Origin of the sequence: Vibrio proteolyticus NBRC 13287, assembly GCF_000467125.1 — a bacterium.
GTDB classification, from domain to species: Bacteria; Pseudomonadota; Gammaproteobacteria; order Enterobacterales; family Vibrionaceae; genus Vibrio; species Vibrio proteolyticus.
Genome location: NZ_BATJ01000001.1, coordinates 338,314 through 355,678 on the forward strand (window position 1 = coordinate 338,314; position 17,365 = coordinate 355,678).

A 17,365-nucleotide genomic window follows, 5' to 3' on the forward strand; every position below is an offset into this window, starting at 1 on the left:
GCATTTGCACCGGCCTTTTCTTATCTCTAAACTTGCGTTGTTAGCAGTTGCCTTTTTTGGCTTGCCCTGGTGGGCAGAAGCTGCCTTTAGAACCGCCTGAGCCTTTTGAACTCATTTCAACTTCAACATCTTTAAACTCACCTTCCACGCGAGTCAACTGACAGCCAGAAAGCAATACCACGCTGGTTAACATGATGATCAACGATTTCATCGTTCCACCTTAATGTATTTATTATGTAATTGGATACCATGGTAATTCATCAACCCAATGAAACATGTCAGAAAACGGTCAGTGAAGGTCTGACTAAGGTAAAACCTCGTTCAACCTGTTGAATTTTGCAGCAAACAGCCAAAAATAGGTTCAATTTCATACCACTGACGAAAATATTCGGTATGATGAAAGCCTGTTTTGAACCTCGTTATTGCCATGCTGCCCATCGCACGTACTACTTGGACATTTTTGCTGGTTGCCTGCGCGCTGCTGTTTTCGGGCGTGATCATCAACGAGCATATCCAGTCCGGCACTTTTGCCGAAGACGAGCGTATTTGTCTGGCGGATATTCACCAGTTACTAGAAACGACCGATTATGGGATTAAACTCTCAGCGTCAGACATCAGTGCTTCTTCACATCACTGCTGTGGTTCAAGCCTGAGTAAATTACCCAATCACGTCTCAACGCTGCAGGTCACCTTTCCAAATTATTCTTTGGCTTTAATCCCCCGTGACCAGAACGTTAAAGCCATTGTGCGTGCCCAGACATTGTTCCGACCTCCAATCGTATAAATCCACGTTATTACCCGAGATCGCATACGATGCGATGACAAACTCATATTTAAACAACTTCTAGGATTTACGATGAAAAAACTGATCACACTCTTTTCTGCGCTGCTACTCAGCGTATCCGCTTTTGCCGCACAATATGAAGAAGGCAAAAACTACACGGTGCTGAATACCGAGAAATCGGCCACACCAACCGTCACTGAGTATTTTTCGTTTTACTGCCCACACTGCTACCAATTCGAAAATATCGTCAAAAACTTAAAACCGGCGCTGCCAGATGATGTCAGCTTTAAAAAGGTGCATGTGTCGTTTATGGGCGGGAACATGGCGATTCCAATGGCAAAATCTTACGCCACCATGGTGTCACTAGGGATTGAAGATCAGATGATTCCAGTGATGTTCCGTCAGATCCATGATCTACGCCAACCACCACGTGATGAAGCGCAGCTGCGCCAGTTGTTTACCGACAATGGTGTTGACAGTAAGAAGTTCGATGCCGCTTACAACGGCTTTGCCGTCGACTCAATGCAAAAACGCTTTGATAAGCAGTTCCAGAGTACCTCTCTAACGGGTGTTCCGGGTGTTGTGGTTAACAACAAGTACGTGGTAAAGACCGAAGGTATTCGTAGCTTCGAAGATTACAATAAACTGGTGAACTACCTACTCACCCTATAAAGCAAAAAAGGGCCCTGCATAGTCAGGGCCCTTTTTTCTGATGTCATTGGGGACGACCGTAAGTTTGTCGGAGGTACTGGATGATGTCCTCTGATTCATACATCCAAACGGTGCCATGTTCTTCATCAATTCGTAAGCAAGGCACCATCGCCTGCCCACCTTCCAGCTTGAGACGCTCCCATTCGACCGGTTGTTCTTCCATTTCAACCAAACGGATATCCAGCCCTAATGCATCAATCACTTCACGTACTTTTCGACAGTACGGACAGTGATTCCTGTGATACAGGCTTAAGTGATGGGTTGAAGTCATAGGTTGTGCTCCGAAAGCCGCGCCATAACGGCTCTGATCAATCACAGAGACTGTCTGCTCCACTCTCCAGCATATAAGATTATCTGTGCTTGCGCCGCTATTTACCCAGAAAAATCTTGCTCAAGCGCGCCTCCTCCAGAGCTGCATCAGGCGTGAAACTCAAGCATCCCTTCGGTAAGAATAAAGTCGATGATGGTATCGAGCCCCTTACCGGCTTTCAGGTTAGTGAAAACAAACGGCTTATTTGGACGCATACGCAGCGTATCCTGTTCCATCACCTCAAGGGATGCGCCCACGTACGGCGCCAAATCGATCTTGTTGATGACCAGCAGATCCGAACGGGTAATACCTGGTCCGCCTTTGCGCGGTATTTTCTCCCCTTCCGCAACATCAATCACGTAGATGGTCAGGTCCGCTAGCTCCGGGCTGAAGGTTGCACTAAGGTTATCCCCACCACTCTCAACAAACACCACATCCAGATCTCGGTGACGCTTGGCCAACTCCTCGACGGCTGCCAGATTCATCGATGCGTCTTCCCGAATCGCGGTATGCGGACACCCTCCGGTTTCAACACCTATAATGCGATCCGGCTCCAGCGCCTCTGCCCGCGTCAGTATTTTAGCGTCTTCCTGAGTGTAAATGTCGTTTGTCACCACCGCGATATGCAGCCTGTCACGAATCGCTTTACACAACACTTCCAGCAATGCGGTTTTCCCAGAGCCAACCGGCCCACCAATACCAATGCGGAGTGGCTGTTTATAGCTTTCCATTGTTCTCTTCCTTGTGTTCTTGTGGCTTATGAGCGAAATAAGCGCGTATATTGTGTTTCGTGCAAACTACTGGCAATCGACACCGAAGGGGTAAAACTGCCTATCATCCAGTCTTCTGTGGCTGCCGCCTGCTCCAATGCCGATGTAAATAAATTACTTAAATGCATCAGCGTTTTCTGTCCATCGGTCTGCCCCAGTGGCACTAACTTAACGCCCGCCATGACCAGATTCTCTGCCCAGCTCCACAGATAGCCCTGTTTCAATGCCGACGCCGGAATTCCCCATTCGATACCAGCGACACACAATCCGAGTAATTGATTGCTCTCCATCGCCTGCTTTGAGTAGCACTCAACTCCAATGCCTAACTGTCTGAGTAAGGTGATTAACGCGTGGCCTCGCTGCCGCTCTTCCGCCCGAAGCTCTTTGGTCTCCCGGCTGCTGTAGATCAGCGCGCTATAATATTCGAGGCTCGCTTCATCCTGCGCTTGAATCGCGGCGTAAAAACGATCAATTAAAGGCAACTCAAGTGTGGCAACACTGTTAAACAACAGGTTCGCCAGCCAATCCTGCATTGAGACTTTGTCACTAACCCAGCCCGCTTCGACCGCCCATTCCAAACCTTGTGAGTAGGTAAAACCACCAATCGGCAACGAAGGGCTGATCAGTTGAAACAAGCGGTAGACGGCGACAGGGTTGTGCGTCTCATCGAGATACATCAGTGGTTACACCACGACCAGCGCACTGACTGAAACAACACCCAGAGACAACCATGGGCTGCGAAAGGCTCGACCAAACTGAATACCAAGTACCATCAGAGCGCACGCGCTGAGCAGCATTCCCAGCCCAAAGTGACTAACCGCTCCTTGCGCTTCCACACCGTGCGCATAACCGTGGAAAAAGATCAGTCCGACACACAAACTGACCGCAAGACGTAAGGTGTTTTGCGATGCTGAAAACGCTTGCCAGATAGCACCACTGACCACAAACAGGGATGCCGCGATGGCAAGTTCAACGCCAGAGATAAAACCAAACCATTTGCCTGCCAACAAACCCGAGGCCATTGACAATAACGCTGCACCGATGAGCAATACCTGACGTTTGACGCTCACATTCAGACACGCCACCAAAATGCCGAACGCAATCAACATGATCAAATGGTCAAAGCCGGTCACCGGGTGAGTGAGCCCACTGGAAAATGAGGCCGTTTCATGCCCAGGATGCGCCCATGCGGGGGTTGTGGACAGTAACAAAGTTCCGAGAGCCAAGCTGAATTTTTTCATACGAATATCCTTTTCCGTTTCGTGTAATTATTGAGGGAAGTACCATCAGTGATGGTGATGTCCGCCTGAGCGACCACCGTACGCGCCATTTTCCGGCTCAAACGGGGCCATTTCTGTGGTGACTTTCGCGCCCAGCCCCGTGACCATATCGTCCAACACATGGTCATGCTGATAGCGCACCCAACCAAACTCGATCTGCAACGGCACATGGCGGTTCCCCAGGTGGTAAGCAACCCGCGTCAGCAGATGCAAGTCATTGCAGTACACCGTCGAGACCTGCTCGGGTGCAGCCTTGATTTCCACTACGACCCCACAAGGGCTTTTTAACTGTTGCCCGCCGCGCAGTATGTGCCCCCGGGGGAGAAACAGCCCGGCATCACGGCCATCATCCAGGACTACTTTCAGACGGCTTTTGATCCTGCCTTCGATAGGCAGGCTGAGAAAAGTGTGTGGCTTTAACGTAATGTCCATGCTGATTTCATTGAGTTCTATCATGATTGTTCCTTGCTCCGACGCTGACAGAGCATCGCCACCGACACAGATGGCGAGCGTGTTCACGTTGTTTTGATGAGGGTTAGAATAAAAAGTAACGCTGGGCCATCGGCAGAACATCGGCTGGTTCACAAATCAGCAGCTCACCATCGGCTCTAACCTGATACGTCTGTGAGTCCACCTCTATGTTCGGCTGCCAGTCATTGAGTTTCATGTCGGCCTTGCTGATATCACGGCAATGACGAACTACGCCAATCTGGCTGTTCAGTTCGAGCTGCTGTGCTATCCCCGCTTGCTGAGCGGCCTGAGAGACAAATAGCATTGAAGTGTTACACGCAGCCTTACCATAGCTACCGAACATCGAACGATAGTGCACTGGCTGAGGCGTCGGGATCGAAGCATTCGGGTCTCCCATTGGTGCCATCGCTATCATGCCTCCTTTGAGGATCACACTTGGCTTCACACCAAAGAAGGCCGGTTTCCAAAGTACCAGATCCGCCAGTTTTCCGACTTCCACCGACCCGATTTCATGGGCCATGCCGTGAGTGATCGCAGGATTAATGGTGTATTTGGCAACGTAACGTTTCAGGCGAAAGTTATCACTGTAGCTGGAGTCTTCTTTAAGGCTGCCACGTTGTACTTTCATCTTGTGCGCGGTTTGCCAGGTGCGGGTGATCACTTCTCCGACGCGTCCCATGGCCTGAGAATCCGAGGCAATCATCGAGAACGCGCCGAGATCATGCAAAATATCCTCCGCAGCGATGGTTTCCCGGCGAATGCGTGACTCGGCAAAAGCCACATCTTCCGCAATCGATGGCGAAAGGTGATGACACACCATCAACATGTCCAGATGTTCGTCCACGGTATTGATGGTGTAAGGCCGGGTCGGATTGGTGGAAGACGGCAAAACATTAGCGACACCCGCGGCTTTGATGATGTCCGGTGCGTGTCCTCCACCGGCGCCTTCCGTGTGATAGGTATGGATCACCCGGTCACCAATGGCGCCAAGGGTTGATTCCACAAACCCTGATTCATTGAGCGTATCGGTGTGAATTGCGACCTGGACGTCCATCTCATCGGCCACCGTTAAACAAGTATCAATCGAAGCGGGTGTGGTTCCCCAGTCTTCGTGAAGCTTGAGGCCGACCGCACCTGCGGCGACTTGCTCACGCAGTGCCTCCGGCCGACTGGCGTTCCCTTTGCCAAGCAGACCAAAATTCATCGGGAAACCGTCCAGCGCTTCCAACATACGGTGCATATTCCAAGGCCCTGGTGTACAAGTGGTGGCGTTCGTTCCCGTATTGGGCCCGGTACCGCCTCCAATCATGGTCGTCACACCTGACGCCAGTGCTTCTTCAATTTGCTGAGGACAAATGAAATGAATATGTGAATCAATACCACCAGCTGTCAGTATCGCGCCTTCCCCCGCCAAGATCTCTGTGCCGGGACCGATAACAATGGTCACGCCCGGTTGAATATCCGGATTGCCAGCCTTACCTATCGCCTGAATTCGACCCTGCTTTATCGCCACATCCGCTTTCACGATTCCCCAATAGTCGAGGATCACAGCGTTAGTGATCACCAGATCCGGCGTGTCTGCGCTCGTGCGCTGGCTCTGTCCCATGCCATCGCGAATGACCTTACCACCACCAAATTTGACTTCATCGCCATACACAGTGAAATCCCTTTCTACTTCCAGCCATAACTCCGTATCCGCGAGTCGCAAACGGTCTCCCACGGTCGGACCGAACATTTCGGCGTATGCCTGTCTGGAAATCCTAGCCATTTTCTGTCCTTGTGATTATTTGATCGGGCTAACTCAATGGCCCCATGACTTTGCCCTGAAAACCGAAGACCTGCCTGTCTCCGGCATAAGTGACTAATTCCACGGTTCGAGACTGTCCGGGCTCAAAGCGGGTTGCTGTCCCTGCCGGGATATTCAGCCTGAAGCCTAGTGTTTTCTGACGATCAAACATCAGTGCATCGTTGACCTCATAAAAGTGGTAGTGGGAGCCGATCTGCACCGGGCGATCGCCCGTGTTTTCTACTTTAATGCGTAATGTCTCGCGTCCGGCGTTCAATTCAATATCGCCCGCCGCACTGTCTAATTGCCCGGGAATAAGCCCGACTTGTTTTGTGTTCGATCCCGCCATCTTGGCTCCTATACAATCGGCTCGTGCACCGTAACCAGCTTCGTTCCATCCGGAAACGTGGCTTCAACCTGTACATCCGGAATCATAGAGGCCACCCCATCCATGACATCCTCAACCGTCAATAGCGTGCGACCATAATCCATGAGCTCGGCCACACTGCGGCCTTCTCGCGCACCTTCCAAAATAGCGCTACTGATGTAGGCCACCGATTCGGGGTAGTTGAGTCTGAGCCCTTTTTGTTTGCGTTGCTGTGCCAGCAAACCGGCACAAAAAATCAGTAACTTGTCTTTTTCTCTTGGCGACAATTCCATGTTGCGTTTTCCATTTGTTGTCAGGTGGCCCAGATTCTCGGTGCGTCCGGACACTCCCCTGTCCAGTGCGTTCTCACCAACTGCCACACCCGTTGAAAACTGTTTAGGACCACTTCACTCCATTGCGCTAATGCGCGAACGACAATTAAGTTTTCAATCTGGGTCGCAGCAATCACGATCTGCTTTGTGCCGAATTCGTTCTGTATGTTAGAGAGCAAGCTCTGTACCAACTGAGCCAACTTTTCATCATCGGTACTGATATACAGGGTCGCAGCCATAGAAAACCCTAAAAGGCCTTTATTTATCATTAGGTTATCACCACCCCTCACATTTAACCCTTCGGTCAGCAGACGGCGACCGTCCAGGTAAACCTCTGTTTTTCCGACTAAATGCCCGCTCAGAAATCCCTCATTTAGTGCAGGGCGACCAAAACAGTGCATCTCCCAGCCCAAAAATTGTGCATTTTCTTCGAGGTGGATCTGGGTATCTAAACGGACGTGCGCATCCGGGAAAAAAATGTTCTCTTGTGGCAACCATTCCAGCCGTGCGCCGGCAGCAACACGCAACACTTGTTGCTGACGTGCAAAGCGCTGCTGAGAGCGATAAAACTTGGTGGCACCGGGCGTGGTGACCAGAACCTTGGCCCCGGTTCCAACATCCGCAGTAATGTGCAATCCATCCCCACCCACGACGCCTCCGGGCGGATGCAACAGATAGGTATGACATACGTTTCCTTCAGGATAGAGCGGTCGTTGAATGGCTAACGGACCTTGTTGCGCTCGCTCGCGAATCACGGTTTTGTCACCGCGATCCTGAAAACGGAGTGACAGCTTAGCCTGCCACCCTTGATCAGCATGCGCTTCAATCTGTTGTTGCAATGGGGTGCTCGACTGTTCAAACCCAAACGCTACGGCAGGATCACACATCATACGGTCAGATACTCCTCAATCAGTTGCTCGCTGAGTTTGTCCATGTCGCCCTGCGCAACCTGTCGTCCGCGGTCCAAAATACAAAATCGATCGCCCACTTTTCGTGCAAACGGCAGCTTTTGTTCAACCAACAATACGGTCAATCCCATTTTTTGGTTAAGCATTCGAATGATGTCGCCAATCTCCTGCACAATATTGGGCTGGATGCCCTCCGTGGGTTCATCAAGGATCAATAGCGACGGATTAACCACCAACGCCCGGCCGATCGCCAGTTGCTGCTGTTGGCCTCCGGACAAGTCTCCGCCCCGGCGATGAAGCATTTCTTGCAACACGGGAAACAGCTCGAAGATGAATGCCGGGATCTGGCGGTCTCCTTTAGCTCGTATCGGTAAGCCCACCTCCAGGTTTTCCTGAACCGTCAACATGGGAAAAATCTGCCGTCCCTGAGGCACATAACCAATCCCTAACCTGGGCCGGGTTTCAGCTTGTTGATTTATCAAGGACTGGCCGTTGAGCGTTATTTCGCCGCTGTGCACGTTGAGTAACCCCATAATGCATTGCAACAGCGTGGTTTTACCGACACCGTTTCGCCCCATCAATACCGTGCACTGGCCTTGTGGTATGTGCATATCAAGATCCCATAAGGTGTGGCTCTCACCATAAAACTGATTAAGCCCGTTTATCTGCAACATCCTTATTCCCCTAAATAGACTTGTTTGACTTGCGGATGAGCCTGAACCTGATCCATGCTGCCCTCTGCCAGCACATGTCCCTGGTGGAGCACAGTGACATGGCTGGCAATAGAGCGCACGAAATCCATGTCGTGTTCGACCACCACAACGGAATGCTTGCCTGCCAGCGAATTCAGCAGCTCGGAGGTTCGATCCATTTCCTGATGTGTCATGCCAGCCACGGGCTCATCAATGAGTAGCAGTTTGGGGCTTTGCATCAGCAACATGCCAATTTCTAGCCACTGTTTCTGGCCGTGTGATAGATTGCCCGATGACAAGCCAGAACAGTCCTGCAGATGGATCAGTTCGAGCACCGATTCCAGTTTGTCTTGTTGTTCTGCGCTCATACGCGCGCGGTATGTTCCCCACACACCACGTACTCCTGACATCGCAAGCTCGAGGTTTTGCCACACCGTCAGGCACTCAATGACCGTCGGTTTTTGAAACTTACGGCCGATCCCTGCGTTGGCAATCTGCGACTCGTTCATCTTCAGCAAATTGATATTTGAACCCAGCCACACCTGACCCGAATCAGGTTTGGTTTTACCGGTAATGATGTCCATCATGGTCGTTTTTCCGGCCCCGTTAGGGCCGATAATGCAGCGTAACTCACCTTCACGAATATAGAGATTGAGATCATTTATCGCCTTGAATCCATCAAAGCTTTTGTTTACACCCTCAACGTACAAAACGATGTTGTGCCGGGTATCGACTAACGGATGCTGATCGGATTTGAGGAATGAAAATACTTCGTCACGACGGGTAAACTCGGCCGCAGACTCCTTGAACAATATGGCTCGTTCGAATGTTGTCATACCGCGGCCTCCTTGGTTGAGTCAGCTTGCCGAGCGGGGGGACTCGGAGGTCGCCGCGCGGACACTGTATCAGCAACAAACCCCATTAACCCTTTCGGGAAGTACATGGTCGCCAGCACAAACATACCTCCCAGTGCGAACAGCCATACTTCAGGGAACTCCACCGTAAACCAGCTTTTGGCGTAGTTGATCACCAGTGCTCCGACAATGGCACCAAACAAGGTCGCCCGTCCGCCAAGCGCAACCCAGACCACAATTTCAATTGAGTTTAAAGGTGCAAATTCACCCGGATTAATAATGCCGACCTGAGGCACGTACAGCGCACCAGCAACTCCGGCGATCACCGCAGACAAGGCAAAAATCCACAATTTGATGCCGTCGACGTTATACCCCATAAAACGAGTCCGAGACTCGGTGTCACGAATCGCCAGTGCCACTCGTCCCAAACGACTGCTGACCACACTACGGCACAGCACATAACTGAACATCAACGCGATTGCCGTGACAATGAACAGCGCCAAACGAGTGCCGTCTGCCTGCAAACTGAACCCCAGAATATCTTTAAAATCCGTGAGGCCATTGTTGCCGCCAAATCCCATTTCATTGCGGAAAAATGCCAGCATCAGCGCATAAGTCAGCGCCTGAGTGATGATCGACAGGTAAACCCCTGAGACTCTGGAACGAAACGCCAGGTAGCCAAAGATGAACGCCAACACTCCCGGCACCAATACAATCATCAGACAGGCAAACCAGAACTGATCGACCCCCTGCCAGAACCAAGGCAACTCCTGCCAGTTAAGAAACACCATAAAATCGGGTAACACCGGATTTCCGTAGACGCCTCGGTCACCGATTTGGCGCATCAGGTACATCCCCATCACATAGCCGCCAAGCGCGAAAAACGCGCCATGTCCGAGACTCAAAATGCCCAGATATCCCCATACCAAATCGACAGCCAGCGCGAGCATGGCATAACTGAGGTACTTACCCAGTAGAGACACCGTAAATGTCTCCACATGCAAAGGGTGCCCGGCAGGTAGCAAAATATTTCCCAATGGCACCAGAATCACCGCCAGCAACAGAGCTAGCATGGTCAACTGCCCTCCTCTGTCACCTCGCATGGCCGACAGCACAAAAGATTTCGACTGCATTCGCTCTCCTTAGCTTTCTGCCGCACGCCCACGCTGTGGAAACAGGCCGCGCGGACGTTTTTGAATGAACAAGATGATGAAAACCAGCACCATAATTTTTGCCAGCACTGCACCAGCCCAAGGCTCAAGCACTTTATTGAACATGCCGAGGCTCAAACCAGCCACCAGCGTACCCCACAAATTACCGACGCCGCCGAAGACCACCACCATGAACGAGTCGATGATGTATGCCTGACCCATGTTGGGTCCGACATTGGTCAACTGTGATAACGCAACGCCCGCGATGCCCGCCACTCCGGAACCAAGGCCGAACGTTAACGCGTCCACACGCTGGGAACGAATGCCCATGGCGCGAGCCATCGAGCGGTTTTGTGAGACAGCGCGGACCTGTAATCCCAGCGGTGTTTTCTTCAGCACCATCACCAAACCGGCAAAGACCAATGCACAGAACAACACGATGTACAAACGGTTGTATGTCAGTGACAGCATCGGGTTGATTTCAAGCGCACCAGTCATCCAGTCTGGTGTGCTCACAGAGCGATTCAGCGGAGAGAAAATCGATCGTACCGCCTGTTGCAGGATCAGGCTGATGCCGAACGTCGCCAACAAGGTTTCCAGTGGACGACCATACAGGTGTCGAATCACACTGCGCTCAATCACGATACCGACAGCGCCAGACACAACAAACGCAACAGGAACAGAAAGGACCACGGCCAGGCCAATATGGCTCGGCAGTAATTCTTGCATCACGTACGTGGTGTAAGCGCCAATCATGATCAGCTCACCATGAGCCATGTTAATCACTCCCATCACTCCAAATGTGATAGCCAGACCAATGCCCGCCAACACCAAGACTGAACCGAGGCTGAGTCCGAAAAAGACCGTCTCAACGCCCGAGTAAAAACGTTGACTCTGCTTGTAATCGGCCAGGCCGCGCTCTGCTGCCGTCAACACATCAGCATCGGCATCAGAGGCAATAATCTGATTGAGCGTTTTCAGCACGACGGCGTGCTTGTACTCAGACAAACGTTGAATCGCTTCGATGCGTTGTGTGCCCTGCACATCCAAAGCCTGTGGGATAGTCAGTGCCAGTGTCAGCAGCGATTGAACCTGCGCATCACGTTCTTTGCTCTGACGCGCTTCCAGTTGCGTCAGTACTTGTGGCTCGCTCGTGCCAAGCAGTTCCGTGACGGCCGACGTGCGTACTTCCGCCAGAGGGCTGTTGAGCCTGAGTGTGGCCAATTCTGAGCGAATCGCACCACGCAGCTTATTATTGACCCTGAGCTTTGTTATCGTGTCCTGGCTGGGTAACGAAGCGCTCTCGCCACTCCAGGCAAGCATGGCTTGCTGCGCTGTCGTCGCACCATCCAAAATATACAAGGCGTCTGGCTTCGTCTTATCAACATACAAGTTGCCATTCAACCAAGCGGTCAAAATCGATTTGGCTGCCCGTTCAGGCTGGTGCTGTGCTAACCAAGCCATGGCACTCAGCTTAAGGCTGGTATCTCTGCCTTGCAGCGCTTGTGAAAACTGCACGCGGTTAAATTCAATCTCATCGTTCGTGTCAGCCAATGCAACGTTCAATCCCCACAAAAGAAGTAGCACCGTACTGAACGCTCTGGTTATCATTGTCATAAATGCGTCCTTTCGGTGGGCACCGGCTAATGCTAACTGGCGCCCGGCAATGAAAATACAGCACTTTGGGAACCCTTAATCCCAAGGTGCCAAAGTGTTTCTCAGTTAATGCCTGAGCACTTTTTGGTATCGACATTAAAGGCGCCGCATGAAAACGGTTTTGCCCAGCTGGAAAACAGCTTCGCAGATTCCGGAAGATAGTCAGACCAGGCATCGCCCGCGACTAACCCTTTGGTTTCCCAAACCACTTCAAACTGGCCATCGTCCTGAATTTCGCCGATCAAAACCGGTTTGGTAATATGGTGGTTGGGCATCATCGTGGAGTAGCCACCGGACAAATTCGGCACCGAAATACCAATCAAGGCATCCTGAACGGCTTCTGGTTCAGTGGTGCCGGCATTCGTGACCGCCTGAGCCCACATATTGAAACCGATATAGTGCGCTTCCATAGGATCATTGGTGACGCGTTTCTGGCTCTTGATAAACTTATGCCAGGCGTTAACAAACTCGGCGTTGTCGCTTGTATCCAGACTCATAAAGTAGTTCCAGGCCGCGAGATGACCCACCAATGCCGAGGTGTCCATCCCGGACAGTTCCTCTTCACCCACGGAGAACGCAACAACCGGGATATCTTCAGAGCTGACGCCCTGAGCACCAAGCTCTTTGTAGAAAGGCACATTGGCATCGCCATTGATGGTTGACACAACCGCGGTTTTCTTACCTTGCGAACCAAACTTTTTAATCTCTGACACGATCGATTGCCAATCTGAATGCCCAAATGGGGTGTAGTTGATCATGATGTCAGATTCACTCACGCCACGGTCTTTCAGGTAAGCGTCCAGAATCTTATTGGTGGTGCGCGGATACACGTAGTCGGTGCCAGCCAGAACCCAACGCTCAACGCCCAGTTCGTTCATCAGATAGTCAACCGCTGGAATCGCTTGTTGATTAGGCGCAGCTCCGGTGTAAAACACATTCTTCGACGACTCTTCGCCTTCATACTGAACCGGATAAAACAAAATCCCGTTAAGTTCTTCAAAAACGGGCAACATGGATTTACGCGACACAGATGTCCACCCACCAAACACCACATCAACCTTATCTTTTTCCAGAAGTTCTCGTGCTTTTTCTGCGAATAATGGCCAGTTAGATGCAGGATCGACCACTACAGCTTCCAGCTTTTTCCCCAGTAACCCGCCCTTTTTGTTCTGTTCGTCGACCAGCATTAAAATTGTATCTTTCAAGGTGGTTTCGCTGATCGCCATTGTCCCGGACAGGGAATGCAGAACGCCAACCTTAATCGTCTCGTCTGCCTGAACCTGAGTAGTGCTCACCATCAGTGATGCCCCGATCGCCGCAAGTTTTAATTTGAACATCATGTTCATGTTGGATATCTCCTTATTGTGAATAGTTATTCAAACTATCATCATCAAGAAAAATGCCAGAGCAGAACATTGGGAAGAAATTAAAATTACTTTATTAATTACATGAAGTTAGAAGTATCTCGTGAGCGCACAGAAAATCCAATGCATTGGGACACGCTGCATATTGGTGCAATTTTCTATGGGTTTTCACTATTTTAGAGAAGTGTGGCTAAGAACATGCCACAGCGCCCTCTTTTGGGTAACCATATGCATATAAAAGATTCACCACTCACCAAACTAGGGCAACGAGGCGATAGAAACAGGAAAGGTTGCCTGGAAGCGAGTCGCGTTAAGAAAATCGACAGACATAACCAGATGAGAGACGGGAGAAAAGACAGCGAAAACCTTTTTTCACTGCCTAAGGGAGATCAGCGTTTTTCCCATACCGTGCGGATCGTATCGGTCGAAAACCCGGCTTTGAAACAATTGTCAGCACTGACGGAGCCCGCAAGTACATCAGTCAATACCAGTTTAACGCCCAGTTGCTGCGCATCTTGGATTCTGGCACGCAGCAATGCCGTTTGACAGCCGCAAGCACGAAACGCTTCCTGCGTAAAAGCGTTGGCCAGAATGGCACACTCTTCCGCAATGAATGATGTGCCCCACGCACAAGGCGTCTCATCAATGAACGCGACGAAGCAACGGAACTGGTCTGAACAATACAGGTGCCGTTTTTGGGCCCAGACTTCCGGTTCACAACGTGCGCCAGAGGTTGTGAGCAAATCGAGAAATGCGTCGGCCTTTTCTGAACCCCAACGTTCAACTCGCAAGGATGGATTGTATGAAGGCGTCGGTTGCTCCAGAGACAAAGACAGGAACTGATGTGAAAAACTTGGTAAATAACCCCGCTCAAACAATGCGTTAGATAGTGTCATTGACACAGCTTGAGGCTCAACGATCACTTCTGGCGGGGTATCGGGCCCGTAACGTTCCAGAGCTTGCTGCAACTCAATCTCAGCCAGTGACGAGGATACAAAAACTTGGTTATCATAACGCCGGGTCGGGTCAATATAGGCGACATAGCCGGCTTCGCGAACCAAGCGCAATTCGCTGGCCACGGCTGTGGATAGGGTTCGAGCATTATTGAAGGAAAAGTAGGTGTCGTACGCACGCTGCGTGACATCCGTGTTTCGAGTTTGCGCCATCAGAACTCCATTGAGGCATTAATATGAAGCCGGAAGCGTATCCACTTTACATCATCTGGTCGAACTGCAACGCGGTTATTGTGACGGCACCAGTGTTATTTCAACCCGCTCTTTGCCTTTTCCGATGTTTTTACGCTTCAGCCGGATTCGTCCAACTTCAGAAGTCCGTTTAAGATGGGTGCCTCCACAAGGGACTTGAGCAAAGCCTTCAACACGCCAGTAGCGGCGTTGCTGTGCTTCATCTGAGAATGCACTCTGTATGGGCAAATCAGCATCAACCAGCCGCTGTGCTGCGGCCGTCATTTCGTCTAATAAGCTATTAATACTGGTAGGCCAGACAAAATCAATTCGGCTTTTATCCTGACCAATATGTGCACCTATTTTTTCTATGTGGGGAAACTTCTGACTGAACAACTCCAACACCAGCTCCGCGGCAAAGTGAAGCTTCATCAGCGCATAACGTCGAGTCCAGTTTACACAGATAGTGACACTGTCACCCAACACAAACGGTGGCGTATCTGACAGCGTGTAGATGATCGCCGTTCCGACCTTTTCCGCCCGTAATACGTCCAGCCCGCCAATCGTCCCCTGATCACTTTCCTGACCGCCCGATTCAGCGTAAAAAATGGTTTCAGCCAGTTGAATGGTATTGCCGTCGACGTTTGTCACGGTCGAGGTCAACTCTGTTTGGTAGGGATCATCCCAAAATACTTTTTTTGTCATCCTGACTTCCTAAGTCATTCCCTTTTCATCAGCCTACCCTGAAGTCAGAATATTCGGCAAGTGACTATTTAATCAATTTTAAAATCGTCTTGAATACTGGGTCCCGACAATCACCAACCAGTTCGTATAAGCACATTTCCAGGCTGCTGATCCCGATGCCAAGCGACAACATTTTATTCACACCGACCTGTTTATTGGCCGCCGTTCTGGACGAAACACAATCGCTGATTAACTCGACCCCAAAGCCCAGTGTTCGAAGGCTTTTCGCCGTCTGATAAACACAGATGTGCGTTTCAATTCCGCATACCAGCCAATAACGGATACCCGATTTTTTGACTTGTTTGAGAAAACGTTGTTCGCCGCAGCCATCGAAGGTAAATTTGCTGACTGGCTTGAGCCCGCCAAGCTCGTCACTGATGGGCTTGACCGTCGCTCCCAACTTCTCCGGATTCTGTTCCAACCAGACAATCGGCAGCTTGAGCGTTTTTGCACCTTTGACGAGCGTGGTGATATTCGCTACCACAGCGTCGCTGTCTTCCACCAACGTCGCCAGTTTACCCTGCACGTCCACCACAACAAGCCCAGTGTTCTCTCTGGTTAGCATGCGAGTCTCCCTTGTGTTTTTTGTTTGTTTTACTAAGCGTAGGACACGCTCAGAAAGTTAAACGTATCTGTCTGAAATTTGGTGACTTAACCGAGCGACCACAACACATCAAAGTGAAAACCACGGCAAGAATAAAAAAGCCAGCAAATTATGCTGGCTCATTGAGTCAAGGCTTGAGATACAAGTAGAAACCGAATCCCATCGTCTCCCTGCCATACAGGCGGTAATGTCGGTTCCATTCGCGCACGGAGGCAAGCTTTTGCTTTCTTTCACTGTTGCCTGGCTCTGCCAGAGCTTCTTGCTCGGCTTTGTAGCGGAAGCCCCACTCAAAACTGTCCCATTCATCCTGATGACTGCAACGAACGTACACAGGTATCAAACCCAGTGCTTCCGCAACCTGAATGTTCTGTTCATGTGAACGATAAACACCCACCGGCTCGCCAATGAAATCCAGATACTCTTTGGCCGGCGCCTGTTTCCAGTAGGGCTCACCGACAAGTATCAAACCATTTTCACCCACTAGGTCGGCCATGTTCGTCAGAGCATCCGGGTACGCCATTTCACCCTCACCAAACGCATGAGTCGATCCCAGACAAACCGCCAGCTTGTATGCTCCACTCTCAAGCTCGGCATACTTAACGTCCGTCGCCAGAAAACGAATCGCCGCATCTGGATGTTGGGCCACTTTATTATTGGCCACTGCAATTTCGTTTGGCTGTATATCTAACCCAAGGCAGTTGGCCTGGGTCTTCTGATGGATTTGAAAAAGAAACTCACCCTGGCCACAACCAATATCCACGACTCGATGCTGATATTCCAGTCCGAGATGGGCAATCAGCTCTTGGGCTTTTTCCGCGCTTAACGGGCAATTAAACATCATGTATTGCTGATTCCTTTTGTTATGACATCTGCATCATTACAGATGTTGCTCTACGTATTCCTTAAAACCATTCAATATATTCTGCCAACCGGTCTGCTGCTGCTCTGGAGTAAACGTCTGTTCAGCTTCAAATTCTTCGGTCACCTGAGTCTGTCCATTGAGTGATTCAAAACGCACCACCACCTTTCGTTTATCGTCCATTTCAAATTCAATTAAACGATTAAGTTCAACGACTTGATACGTTCCTGTAAAATCGAACCCCATACTGCCGTCTTTCGCTTCCATTCGGTGACGAAAACGGCCGCCAACTCGCAGGTCCACATCACTTTCCGTGGTGTGCCAGTCACTGGATGCCGCATTCCACTTCAAGATGCTTTCCGGCGTGTTCCAGGCTTTCCAGACCGTATCGACATCTTTCTCTATTAACGCACTGACAGTAATGATCATATCGCCTCCAAGAGTTGTTCAACCCGGTTTGGACATAGCAGAAATGTCCATACCATATACCGACTGGCTATTTTGAGCTGAACTATAATTAACAGCGCCAATTTCCTGA

Annotated in this window: 22 protein-coding genes; 2 read left to right on the top strand and 20 right to left on the bottom strand. The window is 50.6% G+C overall.

The genetic code is table 11. The annotated features are described in order from the left end of the window. Positions 1-40: 40 nt before the first annotated feature. Positions 41-211, bottom strand: a complete 171-nt coding sequence (locus VPR01S_RS22835) for a hypothetical protein (RefSeq protein ID WP_021703520.1) — start codon at positions 209-211, stop codon at positions 41-43. Positions 212-409: 198 nt separating this feature from the next. On the opposite strand from VPR01S_RS22835, the gene VPR01S_RS01500 reads away from it, so the two are divergent. Beyond that, complete coding sequence (locus tag VPR01S_RS01500; protein ID WP_021703521.1) at positions 410-784, top strand: hypothetical protein; 375 nt, start codon at positions 410-412, stop codon at positions 782-784. A gap of 72 nt (positions 785-856) precedes the next feature. Then, entirely contained in the window at positions 857-1,456 is a 600-nt protein-coding gene (locus VPR01S_RS01505; RefSeq protein WP_021703522.1) for a thiol:disulfide interchange protein DsbA/DsbL, read from the top strand. A gap of 43 nt (positions 1,457-1,499) precedes the next feature. Here VPR01S_RS01505 and VPR01S_RS01510 read toward each other — a convergent pair whose 3' ends face one another. The 19 genes from VPR01S_RS01510 to VPR01S_RS01600 form a co-directional block, all read right to left on the bottom strand. Further along, entirely contained in the window at positions 1,500-1,766 is a 267-nt protein-coding gene (locus tag VPR01S_RS01510) for a glutaredoxin family protein (RefSeq protein ID WP_021703523.1), read from the bottom strand. Positions 1,767-1,912: 146 nt separating this feature from the next. Continuing rightward, positions 1,913-2,536, bottom strand: a complete 624-nt coding sequence (gene ureG / locus VPR01S_RS01515; protein ID WP_021703524.1) for an urease accessory protein UreG — start codon at positions 2,534-2,536, stop codon at positions 1,913-1,915. A gap of 26 nt (positions 2,537-2,562) precedes the next feature. Continuing rightward, positions 2,563-3,252 carry an urease accessory protein UreF gene (locus tag VPR01S_RS01520; RefSeq protein WP_021703525.1) on the bottom strand — a complete coding sequence of 230 codons (690 nt, stop codon included), beginning with the start codon at positions 3,250-3,252 and terminating at the stop codon, positions 2,563-2,565. 6 nt (positions 3,253-3,258) lie between these two features. After that, positions 3,259-3,816, bottom strand: coding sequence for a HupE/UreJ family protein (locus VPR01S_RS01525; RefSeq protein ID WP_021703526.1), 558 nt, complete (start codon positions 3,814-3,816; stop codon positions 3,259-3,261). A gap of 45 nt (positions 3,817-3,861) precedes the next feature. Beyond that, positions 3,862-4,311 (bottom strand): urease accessory protein UreE, encoded by a 450-nt coding sequence (ureE, locus tag VPR01S_RS01530; protein ID WP_021703527.1) that lies wholly within the window; start codon positions 4,309-4,311, stop codon positions 3,862-3,864. A 79-nt stretch (positions 4,312-4,390) separates the two neighbouring features. After that, a complete protein-coding gene (gene ureC, locus VPR01S_RS01535; protein WP_021703528.1) occupies positions 4,391-6,094 on the bottom strand; it encodes an urease subunit alpha in 1,704 nt (567 codons plus the stop codon). Positions 6,095-6,122: 28 nt separating this feature from the next. Then, complete coding sequence (locus VPR01S_RS01540; RefSeq protein ID WP_021703529.1) at positions 6,123-6,461, bottom strand: urease subunit beta; 339 nt, start codon at positions 6,459-6,461, stop codon at positions 6,123-6,125. A gap of 8 nt (positions 6,462-6,469) precedes the next feature. Beyond that, on the bottom strand, positions 6,470-6,772 hold the full coding sequence (gene ureA / locus VPR01S_RS01545; protein ID WP_021703530.1) for an urease subunit gamma: 303 nt from the start codon (positions 6,770-6,772) through the stop codon (positions 6,470-6,472). A 20-nt stretch (positions 6,773-6,792) separates the two neighbouring features. After that, entirely contained in the window at positions 6,793-7,701 is a 909-nt protein-coding gene (locus VPR01S_RS01550) for an urease accessory protein UreD (protein WP_021703531.1), read from the bottom strand. Then, a complete protein-coding gene (gene urtE / locus VPR01S_RS01555) occupies positions 7,698-8,393 on the bottom strand; it encodes an urea ABC transporter ATP-binding subunit UrtE (protein WP_021703532.1) in 696 nt (231 codons plus the stop codon). The genes VPR01S_RS01550 and urtE overlap by 4 nt, the downstream gene beginning before the upstream one ends. A 2-nt stretch (positions 8,394-8,395) precedes the next feature. Further along, the gene (gene urtD, locus VPR01S_RS01560) at positions 8,396-9,247 is read right to left on the bottom strand and encodes an urea ABC transporter ATP-binding protein UrtD (RefSeq protein ID WP_021703533.1); all 852 of its coding nucleotides are present in this window, start codon (positions 9,245-9,247) and stop codon (positions 8,396-8,398) included. Continuing rightward, positions 9,244-10,398 (bottom strand): urea ABC transporter permease subunit UrtC, encoded by a 1,155-nt coding sequence (urtC, locus tag VPR01S_RS01565; protein WP_021703534.1) that lies wholly within the window; start codon positions 10,396-10,398, stop codon positions 9,244-9,246. Before urtC ends, urtD begins: the two co-directional genes overlap by 4 nt. Before the next feature lie 9 nt (positions 10,399-10,407). Then, positions 10,408-12,033, bottom strand: a complete 1,626-nt coding sequence (gene urtB, locus VPR01S_RS01570; RefSeq protein ID WP_021703535.1) for an urea ABC transporter permease subunit UrtB — start codon at positions 12,031-12,033, stop codon at positions 10,408-10,410. 101 nt (positions 12,034-12,134) lie between these two features. Beyond that, positions 12,135-13,418, bottom strand: coding sequence for an urea ABC transporter substrate-binding protein (urtA, locus tag VPR01S_RS01575; protein WP_021703536.1), 1,284 nt, complete (start codon positions 13,416-13,418; stop codon positions 12,135-12,137). A gap of 407 nt (positions 13,419-13,825) precedes the next feature. After that, on the bottom strand, positions 13,826-14,602 hold the full coding sequence (locus VPR01S_RS01580) for a GNAT family N-acetyltransferase (RefSeq protein WP_021703537.1): 777 nt from the start codon (positions 14,600-14,602) through the stop codon (positions 13,826-13,828). A gap of 75 nt (positions 14,603-14,677) precedes the next feature. Further along, positions 14,678-15,325, bottom strand: a complete 648-nt coding sequence (locus VPR01S_RS01585; protein WP_021703538.1) for an alanyl-tRNA editing protein — start codon at positions 15,323-15,325, stop codon at positions 14,678-14,680. 64 nt (positions 15,326-15,389) lie between these two features. Further along, on the bottom strand, positions 15,390-15,929 hold the full coding sequence (locus VPR01S_RS01590; protein ID WP_021703539.1) for an isochorismatase family protein: 540 nt from the start codon (positions 15,927-15,929) through the stop codon (positions 15,390-15,392). A 166-nt stretch (positions 15,930-16,095) separates the two neighbouring features. Continuing rightward, on the bottom strand, positions 16,096-16,809 hold the full coding sequence (locus tag VPR01S_RS21920) for an SAM-dependent methyltransferase (RefSeq protein WP_021703540.1): 714 nt from the start codon (positions 16,807-16,809) through the stop codon (positions 16,096-16,098). Between the two features lie 36 nt (positions 16,810-16,845). After that, positions 16,846-17,256, bottom strand: coding sequence for an SRPBCC domain-containing protein (locus tag VPR01S_RS01600; protein ID WP_021703541.1), 411 nt, complete (start codon positions 17,254-17,256; stop codon positions 16,846-16,848). Between the last annotated feature and the right edge of the window lie 109 nt (positions 17,257-17,365).

Bases quoted from the DNA above. Each gene is read 5' to 3' on its own strand.
- VPR01S_RS22835 (WP_021703520.1), bottom strand. From the start codon at position 211: ATGAAATCGTTGATCATCATGTTAACCAGCGTGGTATTGCTTTCTGGC.
- VPR01S_RS01505 (WP_021703522.1), top strand. From the start codon at position 857: ATGAAAAAACTGATCACACTCTTTTCTGCGCTGCTACTCAGCGTATCC.
- VPR01S_RS01510 (WP_021703523.1), bottom strand. From the start codon at position 1,766: ATGACTTCAACCCATCACTTAAGCCTGTATCACAGGAATCACTGTCCG.
- ureG (WP_021703524.1), bottom strand. From the start codon at position 2,536: ATGGAAAGCTATAAACAGCCACTCCGCATTGGTATTGGTGGGCCGGTT.
- VPR01S_RS01520 (WP_021703525.1), bottom strand. From the start codon at position 3,252: ATGTATCTCGATGAGACGCACAACCCTGTCGCCGTCTACCGCTTGTTT.
- VPR01S_RS01525 (WP_021703526.1), bottom strand. From the start codon at position 3,816: ATGAAAAAATTCAGCTTGGCTCTCGGAACTTTGTTACTGTCCACAACC.
- ureE (WP_021703527.1), bottom strand. From the start codon at position 4,311: ATGATAGAACTCAATGAAATCAGCATGGACATTACGTTAAAGCCACAC.
- ureC (WP_021703528.1), bottom strand. From the start codon at position 6,094: ATGGCTAGGATTTCCAGACAGGCATACGCCGAAATGTTCGGTCCGACC.
- VPR01S_RS01540 (WP_021703529.1), bottom strand. From the start codon at position 6,461: ATGGCGGGATCGAACACAAAACAAGTCGGGCTTATTCCCGGGCAATTA.
- ureA (WP_021703530.1), bottom strand. From the start codon at position 6,772: ATGGAATTGTCGCCAAGAGAAAAAGACAAGTTACTGATTTTTTGTGCC.
- VPR01S_RS01550 (WP_021703531.1), bottom strand. From the start codon at position 7,701: ATGATGTGTGATCCTGCCGTAGCGTTTGGGTTTGAACAGTCGAGCACC.
- urtE (WP_021703532.1), bottom strand. From the start codon at position 8,393: ATGTTGCAGATAAACGGGCTTAATCAGTTTTATGGTGAGAGCCACACC.
- urtD (WP_021703533.1), bottom strand. From the start codon at position 9,247: ATGACAACATTCGAACGAGCCATATTGTTCAAGGAGTCTGCGGCCGAG.
- urtC (WP_021703534.1), bottom strand. From the start codon at position 10,398: ATGCAGTCGAAATCTTTTGTGCTGTCGGCCATGCGAGGTGACAGAGGA.
- urtB (WP_021703535.1), bottom strand. From the start codon at position 12,033: ATGACAATGATAACCAGAGCGTTCAGTACGGTGCTACTTCTTTTGTGG.
- urtA (WP_021703536.1), bottom strand. From the start codon at position 13,418: ATGAACATGATGTTCAAATTAAAACTTGCGGCGATCGGGGCATCACTG.
- VPR01S_RS01580 (WP_021703537.1), bottom strand. From the start codon at position 14,602: ATGGCGCAAACTCGAAACACGGATGTCACGCAGCGTGCGTACGACACC.
- VPR01S_RS01585 (WP_021703538.1), bottom strand. From the start codon at position 15,325: ATGACAAAAAAAGTATTTTGGGATGATCCCTACCAAACAGAGTTGACC.
- VPR01S_RS01590 (WP_021703539.1), bottom strand. From the start codon at position 15,929: ATGCTAACCAGAGAGAACACTGGGCTTGTTGTGGTGGACGTGCAGGGT.
- VPR01S_RS21920 (WP_021703540.1), bottom strand. From the start codon at position 16,809: ATGATGTTTAATTGCCCGTTAAGCGCGGAAAAAGCCCAAGAGCTGATT.
- VPR01S_RS01600 (WP_021703541.1), bottom strand. From the start codon at position 17,256: ATGATCATTACTGTCAGTGCGTTAATAGAGAAAGATGTCGATACGGTC.